The following is a 13,877-nucleotide window of genomic DNA, read 5'->3' as shown; positions in this document are numbered from 1 at the left end:
TCGCTCATCAAACAAATGTACTAATCTTTTTTACTTATGACCCCGAGGCAGAGCCTCGAGGAATTCTTTTGATTAAAATTATTTGTTGGATTTTTTTTAGTTAACTACTTTTTCTAATTGTCCAACTTTTTTCCAAGTAGGATCAATATTTAAAACAACTGCAATATAAATACCTTTGCTAGTTGAATTGAACACTGTTCCTTCATTTAGTTTAGCATTGATTTCATTTGGTGATAAATTATAAATTGCACCAGTAATTGGATCAACTATTAGCCCAATTATTCCTCCAATGAGTATATTTCCTAAGTACCAAGCATTAAATTTTTTTGTTAAACTTGTTTGATAGGTTTGGTATCCGTCTAATTTAACCTGAACATCATGCTCACTATTTCTTGCGAGTTTTAATTCAAATGGCGTTTTACCAACTTCTACTTCATCAATAAAAATGGTAGCTGATGATGGATTACTTGCAAACTTTACATTTTGTTTTGAACCTGAAATAATTGTAGCACAACTAGATAACAACAATGATGATGATAATAAATAAGCGAAAATAGTTTTTTTCATTTTTTAAAAAGTTAAGATTAATTAATTAATTTGTAATTGATATTGTGGTAATTTTGATACATCTCCTTCAAAGAAATAAAATTCTACAGTAATTCTATAACAACTGCTCCATAAATCTGGCGTAGACTTTTTTACTACTTTAACAATATTTGCACCGTTAGTTCTGGCTAATTTTCTTGCACTAATTAAATTAGTATTAAAATCACAACTAGTAGAAAATCCACTATCTCCATATTTTGCTTCTCCAAGTTTTTTTGCTCCTTCAGGAACTTTATGTAGTAAATCTAAAAAGGCAACTTTATCTTCAATTGTCAAAGGTTTATTTTGACTTGTGAATCTTGATGAAATGTTAGCTGAACAGCTTAAAAGCAAAAAGGGTAACATTAAAACAAATAGTCTTTTCATATTTTTTTTTAGTTTTTAGATGACTTTACTCTTAAAAATAATTGAAAATCATGTAATTGAAAATCATTAATCTACTGAAAATTAGACCGATATTTTACTACAATGATTTTGTAATCTTTATCCATCAAATATAATAATTTGTTTTTTAAATTTGAAAGTTTATTAAGGAAATTTTCAAAAAAAAAAGATGTCAAAATTAAGACATCCTTTTCTATATAAATAAATATTTTTTTTTAATTTTCTAAAGGCAAGAATCCATAAGTTTTAGAGTAATTCACCATTTGTTCGGCAAAGGATTTTGGTTGTTTTACTTTAATTGAAATAATATTTCCTTTAGCGTCAAACTTTGGAACCAAAACTGGATTTACAAAACCACTATAAGGTGCAGATGAAAATTGTTTGTTTCTTTCTAAGACTTCGGCGTGTATTTTTTGATCTACTTTTACACCATAATTTTCAACCAAAGCTTTTCCTGCTTCATAATCGCCTTCGGATTTTATGCGTTGTATTTCGCGCAATAATTGCCCAAATATATCGTGTAATTTATCATAATTCGTAATATTGAAATAAGTTTTTCCGTTACGTGTTATTTTCTCAATAACATTGTCATTTTTTCCTTTTTCGAAAACCCAAGCACTCACATACTGACGGTTTCTCATATGCGCTTCTTCAATATTTGCTCCAGGTTCTAAACGAACTAATTGCCCCATCAATCCATTTCGAATATAAGAATCATAAGATTCCATTCCTAGTTTTTTCCAATCGTCGACTAAACCTAGTTCTTGTATTTTTGGGTTATAAACATAATACAATCCCACTAAGTCGGCTCTTCCTTCTTCGAGAGTCGAAGCGTAACTTTTCAAAGTTTCTTTTGGTGTTCCCACACCAGGATTTATTTGACCTGAGGCGTGACCAATTACTTCGTGCAAAGCGGTGTGCATTTTATCTCCTAATTCAGCATATTTTACGGCTAAAGCGATTTCTTCGGCATCGTTGGCAAATTCTTGTAATCTTCCTTTTCCACCTGCTTTATTATAAGAATCAATAATATTTCCGAGTGAAACTGATTTTGAGCCATGTTCAGCACGAATCCAATCTGAATTAGGAAGGTTTACGCCAATAGGGGTTGCAGGAGACGAATCGCCAGATTCACCAGCCACAACAACGGTTTTATACGATACACCAACTACATTTTTCTTTTTATTTTCAGGAAGCAAAGGCGAATTGTCTTCAAACCATTGGGCATTTTTTGATATTACTTCCATTTTTTTAGACATATCAAAATCTTTGATTTGGACGATGCTTTCATACGAACCTCGATATCCCAAAGGATCATTATACACCTCGATAAAACTGTTGATGTAGTCAATATTTCCTTCGGTAGCCTGAGACCACGCAATGTTGTAATCGTCCCAAGTTTTCAAACTTCCTGTTTTGTAATAACTGATTAGCAACCCGATGGCATCGCCTTGTTGTTTATTTTCGGCAACCATTTTAGCTTTTTCGAGCCAATAAACGATTTTGTCAATTGCAGCACCATACATTCCACCACTTTTCCAAACTTTTTCTTCTAGTTGCCCTTTCGAATTGCGAACTAATTTTGAATTCAATCCAAAAGAATATGGTCTTTTTGAATCTGGACTGGTTTTCTTGGCATAAAAAGCTTCTACTTCTTTTGCAGAAATTCCTTTGCCATAAAAATTAATTGCGGAACCTTCTAACAATCCTTTGGATTCATCGAGATTTACTTTTTTGGCATCGGCATCATTGAATAATACAGCTACAATTGCTGGAGATAAGCTAGTTTTAGTGGCTTTCATTAAACCATCAAAATACGCTATAGAAAAAGCCGGTTTGATTTTATCATTTGAATAGTGATGGTGAATACCGTTGGCAAACCAAACTCTTTTGATATAAATTTCAAAATTCTTCCAGTCATTCGACTTTTTATCTCCTTTGTAATTTACATAAATATTTTCGAGAGCTTTTCTGATTTTAAGGTTGTATTTATAATGTTGATCCCAACCAATATCTCTACCAGAATAACCTGCTTGTGTGAGATAATAAACTAATTTTTGTTCATTAAGCGTGAGATTTTCCCAACCCGGAATTTGGTAACGCAACACTTTTATGTCGGCAAATTGTTCGACAACATAATCAAATGGAGCTTCTGGTGAAGTTTTTATATCCTTGGTATTTGTCGTCTGCGCATTGCAAACAATAGAAACTCCAAGTGTCATAAAAATACCAGCAATTTTAAGTAATTTCATCAGTATTAATTTAGTTGTTTTTAAAATAAATATTTAACAAATGTACACTTATTTAAATAATTTTGTAACAAATAAAATTATTTTGAATAAAAATTAAGTAAGGAAATAATTGATATTTGCTTCTGGTTTCAGTATTATTTTTAAGAGTATATCACTAATTAATTCAAGAAAAATTGAGATTTAATTTATGCTTTTAGTATAGTTAAACGTATTAATAAAATTTCTAACTTTACAACTCAAATTAACCTACCTATTATGAGAATTATAAAGTACCTCTTTCTTTTATTATTACTTAGTTTAGTAGCGCTATCTATTTTTATAGCCACTCAAAAAGGAGTATTTACCGTTGAAAGAAGCATGATTATCAATTCGCAAAGATCCCTGGTATTTAATTATGCCAACGATTTAAAAAATTGGAAAGATTGGAATTCACTAGCTGTTGAAGATTCACTTATGAACATCACCTATTCCAATAACACTATAGGTAAAGGCGGTTTTTGCTCTTGGGATGGAAAAGAAGGAAGCGGTGAATTGAAAACTATAAACACAAAAGAAAACGACAGCATTCTGCAAACAATGAGTTTCAATGGCAATTCAGCCGATGTTTCTATGAGTTTTAAAGATACATTGGGGAAAACTAAAATAACCTGGAAAGCAAAAGGTAGAATGAGTTTCCTCTTTAAAGTGAAAACAATTTTTGACGGCGGTGCCAATAAAATATTTGGCAGGATTTTCGAAAAAAGTTTAAATCATTTGGATAAAAGATTAGATTACGAAATAAATACATATAATGTAACCGTAAATGGCGTGGTTAAAAAACTTGAGGCTTTTTATCTTGCTCAAACATTTACAAGTGAATTTTCGAAAGTGGCAAAAAATTCAGCTATTGTCTTTTCTAAAATTACTACTTTTTGTAATAATAATGATATTACCATAAAAGGAAAACCTTTTGCAATATACCATACTTATGATACAACAAATAAACTCACCAAAATATCGATTTGTATTCCTATCAAAAATCCAATTTTCATAACCGAAGGAAGCGAAATTTCGTCAGATACTTTACGATCTTTCGAGGCTGTAAAAACAACTTTGACAGGACATTATTCGCATACCAGTAAAGCAATAAATAAAACATTAGAATATCTTAAAACAAATAATTTAAGAACAGATCCAACTTTTTCTCATCTTGAAATATATACGATTGGCAAAAACGAAATCAATACTCCATCTAAATGGAAGACCGAAATTTATTATCCAACAATACCAAAACCAGTATATAAACCGGCCGTTGCAATACCTACAACAACTGAAGAGATGGTACCAAAAGCGCAAGAAGAAAAAGAAATCCCTTCAGAATTTTAATTTTTTTTCGATTGTGATTAAACCTATTTTAAAAATTCCAATCTAAACTTATAAATTACAGCTTTGCAAGAGGAAAAGGAATTTATTCAGGAGCTTTTAAACCCAAAAACGCAAAATCAAGCGTTTGAAAAACTCTTGAAAGAATATCAAAAACCGTTATACAATCATATTCGAAATATCGTATTGGATCACGATGATGCTAATGATGTTTTGCAAAATACTTTCGTAAAAGTATTTCAAAATTTGATTAAATTCAAAGGAGAAAGCAAATTATTTTCGTGGATTTATCGAATTGCGACTAATGAAGCATTGACTTTTTTAGCCCAAAAAGCGAAAAAAAATGGAGTTTCGTCTGAAACTTTGCAAAACAAAACCATCGACAATTTAAAAGCCGATGTTTATTTTGATGGAAATGAAATTCAAATAAAATTGCAAAAAGCAATCGTATTATTGCCCGAAAAACAACAACTAATCTTTAAAATGAAATATTTTGAAGAACTGAAATACGAAGAAATTTCGAAAATACTTGGCACATCAGTTGGTGCTTTAAAAGCATCGTATCATCTTGCTGTTAAAAAAATAGAAGCCTTTGTAACAAAAAATTAAACCTTTTGACTTTGATGAAGTCTAACGAGTATGAAAACATTTAAACTAGATAACGAGCCTAAAATACAAACTGGATTTACAGTCCCTAAGAATTATTTTGAGGATTTTTCGACTAAAATGATGCAACAATTGCCTGAAAATGAACCAAAAATGATTTCATTTTTTGCTAGGAAAAAAACTTGGATGTATGCAGCTGCAGCTATTTTAGTGCTGGCTTTGTCGATTCCTATTTATAACAATTATTTTAGTAACACATCTGAAATTGATAGTGCTACTTTAGAGAATTACATTACCTATCAATCCACTGTTTCTGATACAGATTTAGTTAACCTTCTTGATGAACAAGACATTCAAAAAATGAGTTTTGACTTGGATATAGAAGATATTACTATTGAAAATGAACTTTCGCAAAACAAAAATTTAGAACAATATCTATTAAATTAATACAAAATGAAAACAAATAAATTAGTACTCATTCTTATATTTCTACTTTCGATTCATTCGTTTGGACAATCCCAAATGGAAGAAAAGAAAGAGCAAATTAGAACTTTAAAAGTTGGTTTTATTACTAATGAATTAGCTTTAACTACAGATGAAGCTACTAAGTTCTGGCCCATTTACAATGCTTATGATGACAAACAATTTGAAATTAGACATCAAAAAATGAAAGCCTTCAAGCAGCGAATGGGTGCCGATCTAGACCAAATGAGCGAAAAAGACGCCTCTTCTCTACTAGCTCAGATGGAAAATACTGAAGATGAATTATACCAAATAAGGAAAAAATTCGTCGCCAATCTAAAAGGTATTTTGCCATCGGTAAAAATTATAAAACTGAAAAAAGCCGAAGACGATTTCAATAGAAAGTTATTGCAACAATATCGAAATAAAGGGCCAAGGAAATAAAAATTATTATTTTAAAAACACCATTGAAAAACCAATAAATAGCTTAGTCTATTTGTTGGTTTTTTTATGATTATTTTTTTTAAACTATAATTAAAAAAAAATTTTTTTTTTAATTATAAATATTCATTTACAGGTAATTACAAATTAAAGCATGTAATTAATCTTTACGCATCTAATTAATTGGCACAGTAATTGGATTGATTCAAACAAATAACTTAATCTTATTTATTATGAAAACTCAACTACTAGTATTGGCCCTAATTAGTTCAGTATTTGCAACACAAATACAAGGGCAAAACAGAACAATTGTAAATGCTCAAAATTCTGAAATTAGTGACAATTTAGATTTAAGGGTTGTGGCTTCTATCTTTGGTGATTCGAGAAACCTACAGGATTTTGAAAGACAATTGAATGATCCTAAACTTCAGATTTCGAATTTAGATTTGAATAATGATGGACAAGTAGATTATTTACGTGTTATTGAATCTGTAGAGAAACGCACACACATCGTTATCATTCAATCGGTACTTGATCGTGACTTATATCAAGATGTTGCAACTATCGAAGTTGAAAAAAATTGGAATAACAACATTCATATTCAAGTGGTAGGAAACTCCTATTTTTATGGACAAAATTATATATATGAGCCAGTATATTATAACACTCCATTAATTTATTCTGGTTTTTGGATGTCTAATTATCAACCTTATTATTCTAATTGGTATTGGAATAATTATCCAAGTTATTATTATGCTTGGAATACTTATCCAATCTTTCGATACAGAAATAACGTAAATATTTGCCTTAACAATTATAGTTATAATCACTACAATTATGTAAATTACAGAAGAAGTAGTTATGCAGCAAATAATTACAGTAGAATTAGCTCGAATGGATACGAAAGACAACATCCTGATTATTCTTTTTCAAGAAGAAATACTACAGTAAGCAATCGTCACGAATTAGACCAAATTAGAAATACCAGAAATGGTGGCACCAGAAACGAAATTGGATATTCACAAAGAAGAAATGAATCTTCAAGAGAAAATACTACCCAAAGGAATGTAAATCAAAGAGACAATAATTCTCAAAGAGCAACTTCGCAAAGAGATTATTCTCAAAATAGAGCAGAAACTCCAAGAGGAAATACTCCACAAAGAACAATTACTCAACGAGATTATTCTCAAAACAGAGCTGAAACTCCAAGAGAAGCTGCTCCACAAAGAACAACTACTCAAAGAGATTATTCTCAAAACAGAACTGAAACTCCAAGAGAAGCTACTCCACAAAGAACTGCTCCACAAAGAGATTATTCTCAAAACAGAGCTGAAACTCCAAGAGAAGCTGCTCCACAAAGAACTGCTCCACAAAGAGATTATTCTCAAAACAGAGCTGAAACGCCAAGAGAAGCTGCTCCGCAAAGAACTGCTCCACAAAGAGATTATACTCAAAACAGAGCTGAAACTCAAAGACAATCTGCTCCGCAAAGAACAGAATCTACTAGAGAAAATAATTCTTCAAGAAATTCATCTTCTGGAGAAAACTCTAATTCTTCAAGAAGTAGTAATAGAAGAACATAAAAGCACAAAAAAAATTGAATTATTAAAACACGGTAAAAAACAACCGTGTTTTTTTATTTTTCTTATTTATCATTTAATAATATATTTAAAAAGATTAGATTTGCGAAGTTATTTTTATTTAAATTTTCATGAATACTTCGCATAAAGACTTACACAGTAAGTTAACATTAGGTGGTTTATTAATTTCATTAGGAATTATTTACGGAGATATTGGAACATCACCATTATATGTAATGAAAGCCATTATTGGGCTTCATGTTATTAATGCAGATATTGTCTTAGGCGGTATTTCTGCAGTTTTTTGGACACTTACTTTGCAAACTACAATCAAATATGTACTTATTACATTAAGTGCAGATAATCATGGTGAAGGAGGAATTTTTGCTTTGTATGCTTTAGTCAAAAAGACAAAGATTAAATGGTTGATAGTTCCTGCTATCATAGGTGGTAGCGCACTACTTGCCGACGGAATCATAACGCCGCCCATTTCAGTATCTTCGGCAGTTGAAGGAATAAAGACTTTTTATCCAGAAATAAATACGATTCCAATAGTTATCGGAATTTTGTTTGTATTGTTTACCATTCAACAATTTGGTTCTAAACTAGTAGGACGCTTTTTTGCTCCAATGATGCTTCTTTGGTTTGGAATGCTTGGTGTTTTGGGTGTATTACAAATTTTTCATCATCCGGAAGTTCTCAAAGCATTTAATCCTTATTATGCATACAATCTATTGACCATTCATCCAGAAGGTTTTTATGTTTTAGGTTTTGTATTCCTTTGTACCACCGGAGCCGAAGCTTTGTATTCGGATATGGGACATTGTGGGCGAAAAAACATCAGAATCAGTTGGATTTTTGTAAAGACTACTTTAGTCTTAAACTACTTTGGCCAAGGCGCTTATTTAATTCATCATGAAGGACAAACCTTATTTGGTTTAGGTGGAGAAAACGGAAATCCATTCTATTTAATAATGGCCGATTGGTTTCAACCTATTGGAATTATTGTTGCCACATTAGCAGCAGTAATTGCTTCACAAGCATTAATTAGCGGCTCATTTACCTTGATAAATGAAGCCATGCGCTTGAATTTTTGGCCAAAAGTCAAAATAAAATATCCATCTGAATTAAAAGGACAATTGTATATTCCTTCTATTAACTGGTTATTGTTTTTGGGATGTGTTGGGGTTGTACTGCATTTCGAAAACTCAAGTAATATGGAGCATGCTTATGGATTAGCTATCATATTGTGTATGATAATGACTACCATTTTACTCAATTATTATATGATATTAAAAAGGGTGAAACTGTATTTAATGATACCAATTATCACAATATATTTAGCCATTGAATCTGCTTTTTTTATATCAAATATCACAAAATTTGCAGAAGGTGGTTATGTAACATTATTAATTGCATCTGTGTTGATATCGGTAATGACAATTTGGTATTTTGCAAAGAAAATCAACAAGAGTTATACTAAAATTGTGGATATCAATGAATATACCAAAGTATTATTAGAATTGAGTGACGATTTATCCATTCCAAAATATGCCACTCATTTAATCTATATGACAAATGCTGGTAAAGCAGATGAAATTGAGGAAAAAGTAATGTATTCTATATTGCGTAAAAGACCAAAAAGAGCAGATATTTATTGGTTTATACACGTTAACATCCTCAACGAACCCTACAAAACTGAATATAAAGTGACTGAAATAACTGAAAAAACTATTTTTAGAGTCGATTTTAATTTAGGATTTAGAGAACCTACAAAAATCAACTTGATGTTCAAAGAAGTTATTACTGATATGGTAAAAAAAGGAGAGGTAGATGTAACTAGTAGGTACGAATCATTGAATAAAAATAATATAATAGGTGATTTCAAATTTGTATTATCTGAAAAATATTTATCAAATGATAGCGATTTAACGTTCTTCGAGAAAATAATTATGAATTCTTACTTCTTTATCAAAAAACTAAGTTTATCCGAAGAAAGTGCCTTTAACTTAGATATTGGATCTGTTAAAGTGGAGAAATTTCCAATGGTTCTTCACGCTCCAGAAAATATTGGTTTAACCAGAATAAAATAAAAATAATTAAATTTCTTTAAAAAACACTGTTATCAAGCAGTGTTTTTTTGTATACACTAATCAAAGATTTTAGTATTGTAAAATCAACAACTTCAAATCAACTTTCATCCTTCCAAATCTGACTCGATCGATAGCGAACTGACAAAAAAATCTAAAATCAAAAATCTTCAATCTAAAATAGTACCTTTGCGCCTCAATTATTTAAAATGAGATTACACAGAAATTTAGTTTACACCACCATCGACGCCTTAAATGCTATCTTTAACGAAGGCGAATATGCCGATAAAGTGGTAGCAAGATCTTTAAAAAAAGACAAACGTTGGGGAAGCTCCGATAGAAAATTTGTTGCCGAAACCATCTACGAAATTGTACGTTGGAAAAGATTATACGCAGAAATTGCCGAAGTAAAAGAACCTTACGATCGAGATAATATTTGGAGAATGTTCTCCGTTTGGGCTGTATTAAGAGGTTATCCTATCCCCGATTGGCGCCAATTAGAAGGAACACCAGAAAGAAAAATAAAAGGACGTTTCGACGAACTTTCCAAAATTAGAACCCTAAAAGAATCTATCCCCGATTGGATGGACGAATTGGGTGTGAAAGAATTAGGCGAAAAAGTTTGGGCGAAAGAAATTTCAGCTCAAAACCAACCCGCCAAAGTAATCCTTAGAACTAATACTCTAAAAACCACAAAAGAGCAATTAAGAGCCATCTTGATGGACTTGAACATTGAAACCGACTACCTTAAAGATCAGCCCGACGCTTTGGTTTTAAAAGAAAGAGCCAACGTTTTCTTGACCGATGCTTTCAAACAAGGATTTTTTGAAGTTCAAGATGCCAATTCACAATTAGTGGCTGCTTTCCTTGACGTAAAACCAGGAATGCGTGTGGTAGATACTTGTGCTGGTGCTGGTGGAAAAACGTTGCACATTGCCGCTTTGATGGAAAACAAAGGCCAATTGATTGCGATGGATTTATACGAAAGCAAATTGAAACAATTGAAATTGAGAGCTAAAAGAGATGGTGCTTTCAATATCGAATATCGTATTATTGACACCACAAAAGTTATCAAAAAACTACACGAAAAAGCCGATAGAGTTTTGATTGACGCACCTTGTAGCGGTTTGGGAGTTTTGAAAAGAAACCCAGATGCTAAATGGAAATTGCAACCCGAATTCATCGATAACATTCGAAAAGTACAGGCCGAAGTTTTGGAAAATTATTCTAAGATTGTAAAACCAGGCGGAAAATTAGTCTATGCCACTTGTTCGGTTTTACCTTCTGAAAATCAGGAACAAGTGGAGAAATTCTTAAAAACTGAGATTGGAAAACAATTCAACTTTATAAAAGACCAAAAAATATTGGCTCACGAGTCTGGTTTTGACGGTTTTTATATGGCTTTATTAGAGCGCAAAGAAAGTTCCGAACAAAAAGAAAAAAGAGTACAGAAAGAAATCGAATAATATAGCTTTTAGAATTCATAAAAAACTCCGATAGATAATTCCATCGGAGTTTTTTTATTATTGAATTTTGCTATTAAAATTGATATAGTCTAGTCATTCATAGAAATTAAAAACTCTTCATTATTCTTCGTTTTCTTGAAACGATCATTAATAAAATCCATTGCTTCTACTGGGTTCATATCCGAAAGGTATTTTCTCATAATCCACATTCTTTGTAATGTTTTTGGATCTAGTAATAAATCATCACGTCTTGTACTTGAAGAAGTTAAATCAATTGCAGGGAAAATACGTTTGTTGGCAATTTTTCTATCCAATTGCAATTCCATATTACCCGTTCCTTTGAATTCTTCAAAAATAACTTCATCCATTTTTGAGCCTGTTTCAGTCAATGCTGTGGCGATGATACTCAATGAACCACCATTTTCTACATTTCTGGCTGCACCAAAGAAACGTTTTGGTTTTTGCAATGCATTGGCATCCACACCACCACTCAATACCTTACCAGAGGCAGGTTGCACCGTGTTATAAGCTCTTGCTAAACGCGTAATCGAATCCAATAAAATCACGACATCGTGACCACATTCGACCAAACGTTTTGCTTTTTCGAGAACAATATTTGCGATTTTCACGTGTTCTTGTGGTTCTCTATCAAAAGTTGAAGCAATTACTTCACCACGCACACTTCGTTGCATATCCGTTACCTCTTCAGGTCGTTCATCAATCAATAAAACAATCAAATAAACTTCAGGATGATTGGCGGCAATGGCATTCGCAATGTCTTTTAGCAACATTGTTTTACCCGTTTTTGGTTGCGCCACAATCATTCCACGCTGTCCTTTTCCTATTGGAGAAAACAAATCGATAATTCGAGTAGAAATGGTGCTCTGTCTTTCGGCCAATTTGAATTTTTCAGATGGAAAAACTGGTGTTAAATGTTCGAATGAAACTCGGTCACGAACCACTTGCGGATCGTGCCCATTGATTTTCAAAACACGAACTAAAGGGAAGAATTTTTCGCCTTCTTTTGGAGGACGCACCACACCTTTAACTGTATCTCCGGTTTTAAGTCCGAACAATCTAATTTGGGAAGTCGATAAATAAATATCATCAGGCGAAGCCAAATAATTATAATCCGATGAACGAAGGAAACCATAACCATCAGGCATCATTTCCAGAACGCCTTCGCTTTCTATGATTCCGTCAAATTCAAAATCCGAATCTCTAAAATTGTTTTTCTTGTTTTTAAAATTCGGGTTTACATTACCGTTACCATTTTGATTTCCGTTTTGATTTGGATTTTGGTTTTGCTTATTTAATTGGTTCGGATTTAGTTTTTTTGCAGGAACTATAACTTCAACATTTTCGGTAATTTCAGTAGTTTCAACGGAATCAACATCTGAATTCACCTCGTTTGTTTCGGCAGATTCATTTTCTCCACTAGCTAATTTAGCATCTTCCTTTTGCTTTTGCAAAGCCATTTTCTTTTCGTAAGCTGATTTATTGAATTTAATCACTTTACTTACTTTCTTTTCAGGAGCTATTTCTTCTGCTAGATTTTCGTTTTTAACTTCGGGAATGCTAGGTTCTACTGCTATTTCTTCGTCAGAAAAAAGAGAAGTAGTCGTGTTTTTTTGAATAGCTACTTTTTTTGGAGCAATAATTCTAGCTCTTTTTGGTTTCTCTTCTTCTACTTTAGGTTCAGACCTCTTAGAGTCTGTAGTAGAATCATTACCAGCGGATTGAAGTTCTAAAATTTGACTGATTAATGTCTCTTTTTTTACACCTGTAAATTTTATTGTTTTAGCAGCTTTAGCTATTTCTTGAAGCTCAGAAAGCTTCATTTCTTTTAATGCAGAAATGTCAAACATAAATGTTCTGTGATTTTAAATAATTTGGGAATACTATAAAAGTGTGTAGTAAAATTTGATTTTGAATTGACCGAAGAATGAAGTACTTACGGATTTGTTATGCAATATTACGAATAAATTTTAATCTACAATAGTATTTATTAAAAAGAAAATATATTTTTGTCAAACAATTTAAGACAATGTTACAAAGAATTCAGACCATATATTTACTTCTAGCCTTTGTGGCAACAGGAATTTTACCATTTTTCCTTCCGCTTTGGACTATGGCTAATGGCAAAGAATATGTATTTATGCAAAATCAGGTGTATGTTGCACTGCTTGGTTTAAGTACAACATTGACCATAGTGAGTATCATTTCGTATAAAAAAAGACAAAATCAATTTGTTTTGGGCAGATTGAATATAATTTTAAATTTAATTTTATTAGGCTTGTTTGTTTATCGTTCGCTAAATGTATCTGGAGAAACCCCAGCGGTTTCTGAGAAAGGTATTGGGATGTTTTTACCTATTGTTGCTATCGTGTTGTTAGTCTTAGCTAACAAGGCCATCAAAAAGGACGAAGATCTTGTAAAATCTGTGGACAGATTGAGATAATCCTATAATCTTAGTTTATTAGTGCGAAGGAAACCCGAATGTAACAGTTCGGGTTTTTTTGTTCCTCACCCCAAACCTCTCCGAAGGAGAGGGAGCCGAAACTGGAAAAAAAGTCGTTATTTTTTTATATTACAAAGCCAACTGATTACTAAAAACTAATCACTGAA

12 protein-coding genes are annotated in these 13,877 nt (G+C 31.9%); 8 read left to right on the top strand and 4 right to left on the bottom strand.

All coding sequences use genetic code 11. The annotated features are described in order from the left end of the window. Positions 1-96: 96 nt before the first annotated feature. The 3 genes from FNW17_RS14715 to FNW17_RS14705 form a co-directional block, all read right to left on the bottom strand. Positions 97-567 carry a PEGA domain-containing protein gene (locus FNW17_RS14715; RefSeq protein WP_144072038.1) on the bottom strand — a complete coding sequence of 157 codons (471 nt, stop codon included), beginning with the start codon at positions 565-567 and terminating at the stop codon, positions 97-99. Between the two features lie 21 nt (positions 568-588). Then, positions 589-972 (bottom strand): hypothetical protein, encoded by a 384-nt coding sequence (locus tag FNW17_RS14710; protein ID WP_144072037.1) that lies wholly within the window; start codon positions 970-972, stop codon positions 589-591. A gap of 233 nt (positions 973-1,205) precedes the next feature. Further along, complete coding sequence (locus FNW17_RS14705; protein WP_144072036.1) at positions 1,206-3,242, bottom strand: dipeptidyl-peptidase 3 family protein; 2,037 nt, start codon at positions 3,240-3,242, stop codon at positions 1,206-1,208. A 255-nt stretch (positions 3,243-3,497) separates the two neighbouring features. Between FNW17_RS14705 and FNW17_RS14700 the strand changes: the two genes are divergently transcribed. The 7 genes from FNW17_RS14700 (at position 3,498) to FNW17_RS14670 (ending at position 11,249) form a co-directional block, all read left to right on the top strand. Next, the gene (locus tag FNW17_RS14700; RefSeq protein ID WP_144072035.1) at positions 3,498-4,607 is read left to right on the top strand and encodes an SRPBCC family protein; all 1,110 of its coding nucleotides are present in this window, start codon (positions 3,498-3,500) and stop codon (positions 4,605-4,607) included. Positions 4,608-4,670: 63 nt separating this feature from the next. Next, a complete protein-coding gene (locus tag FNW17_RS14695) occupies positions 4,671-5,213 on the top strand; it encodes an RNA polymerase sigma factor (protein ID WP_143389434.1) in 543 nt (180 codons plus the stop codon). Positions 5,214-5,243: 30 nt separating this feature from the next. After that, positions 5,244-5,657 (top strand): hypothetical protein, encoded by a 414-nt coding sequence (locus FNW17_RS14690; RefSeq protein ID WP_144072034.1) that lies wholly within the window; start codon positions 5,244-5,246, stop codon positions 5,655-5,657. Between the two features lie 6 nt (positions 5,658-5,663). Further along, on the top strand, positions 5,664-6,116 hold the full coding sequence (locus tag FNW17_RS14685) for a sensor of ECF-type sigma factor (RefSeq protein WP_143389436.1): 453 nt from the start codon (positions 5,664-5,666) through the stop codon (positions 6,114-6,116). A 230-nt stretch (positions 6,117-6,346) separates the two neighbouring features. After that, positions 6,347-7,696 (top strand): hypothetical protein, encoded by a 1,350-nt coding sequence (locus tag FNW17_RS14680; RefSeq protein WP_144072033.1) that lies wholly within the window; start codon positions 6,347-6,349, stop codon positions 7,694-7,696. A 128-nt stretch (positions 7,697-7,824) separates the two neighbouring features. Beyond that, positions 7,825-9,786 carry a KUP/HAK/KT family potassium transporter gene (locus FNW17_RS14675; RefSeq protein ID WP_143389438.1) on the top strand — a complete coding sequence of 654 codons (1,962 nt, stop codon included), beginning with the start codon at positions 7,825-7,827 and terminating at the stop codon, positions 9,784-9,786. Positions 9,787-9,992: 206 nt separating this feature from the next. Next, the gene (locus tag FNW17_RS14670; RefSeq protein WP_143389439.1) at positions 9,993-11,249 is read left to right on the top strand and encodes an RsmB/NOP family class I SAM-dependent RNA methyltransferase; all 1,257 of its coding nucleotides are present in this window, start codon (positions 9,993-9,995) and stop codon (positions 11,247-11,249) included. Between the two features lie 89 nt (positions 11,250-11,338). On the opposite strand, the gene rho is transcribed toward FNW17_RS14670, so the two are convergent. Then, a complete protein-coding gene (gene rho / locus FNW17_RS14665; RefSeq protein WP_144072032.1) occupies positions 11,339-13,117 on the bottom strand; it encodes a transcription termination factor Rho in 1,779 nt (592 codons plus the stop codon). A 179-nt stretch (positions 13,118-13,296) separates the two neighbouring features. On the opposite strand from rho, the gene FNW17_RS14660 reads away from it, so the two are divergent. Then, the gene (locus FNW17_RS14660; RefSeq protein ID WP_143389441.1) at positions 13,297-13,710 is read left to right on the top strand and encodes a DUF4293 domain-containing protein; all 414 of its coding nucleotides are present in this window, start codon (positions 13,297-13,299) and stop codon (positions 13,708-13,710) included. Positions 13,711-13,877: the final 167 nt, after the last annotated feature.

The sequence above is a fragment of the Flavobacterium franklandianum genome, from assembly GCF_007097365.1.
Classification (GTDB): Bacteria; Bacteroidota; Bacteroidia; order Flavobacteriales; family Flavobacteriaceae; genus Flavobacterium; species Flavobacterium franklandianum.
The sequence above is the reverse complement of the archived record's forward strand: the minus strand, read 5'-3'. Positions and strand labels throughout refer to the sequence as shown.

Excerpts from the sequence above, each read along its gene's own strand:
- FNW17_RS14715 (WP_144072038.1), bottom strand. The coding sequence starts at position 567 with ATGAAAAAAACTATTTTCGCTTATTTATTATCATCATCATTGTTGTTA.
- FNW17_RS14710 (WP_144072037.1), bottom strand. The coding sequence starts at position 972 with ATGAAAAGACTATTTGTTTTAATGTTACCCTTTTTGCTTTTAAGCTGT.
- FNW17_RS14705 (WP_144072036.1), bottom strand. The coding sequence starts at position 3,242 with ATGAAATTACTTAAAATTGCTGGTATTTTTATGACACTTGGAGTTTCT.
- FNW17_RS14700 (WP_144072035.1), top strand. The coding sequence starts at position 3,498 with ATGAGAATTATAAAGTACCTCTTTCTTTTATTATTACTTAGTTTAGTA.
- FNW17_RS14690 (WP_144072034.1), top strand. The coding sequence starts at position 5,244 with ATGAAAACATTTAAACTAGATAACGAGCCTAAAATACAAACTGGATTT.
- FNW17_RS14685 (WP_143389436.1), top strand. The coding sequence starts at position 5,664 with ATGAAAACAAATAAATTAGTACTCATTCTTATATTTCTACTTTCGATT.
- FNW17_RS14680 (WP_144072033.1), top strand. The coding sequence starts at position 6,347 with ATGAAAACTCAACTACTAGTATTGGCCCTAATTAGTTCAGTATTTGCA.
- FNW17_RS14675 (WP_143389438.1), top strand. The coding sequence starts at position 7,825 with ATGAATACTTCGCATAAAGACTTACACAGTAAGTTAACATTAGGTGGT.
- FNW17_RS14670 (WP_143389439.1), top strand. The coding sequence starts at position 9,993 with ATGAGATTACACAGAAATTTAGTTTACACCACCATCGACGCCTTAAAT.
- rho (WP_144072032.1), bottom strand. The coding sequence starts at position 13,117 with ATGTTTGACATTTCTGCATTAAAAGAAATGAAGCTTTCTGAGCTTCAA.
- FNW17_RS14660 (WP_143389441.1), top strand. The coding sequence starts at position 13,297 with ATGTTACAAAGAATTCAGACCATATATTTACTTCTAGCCTTTGTGGCA.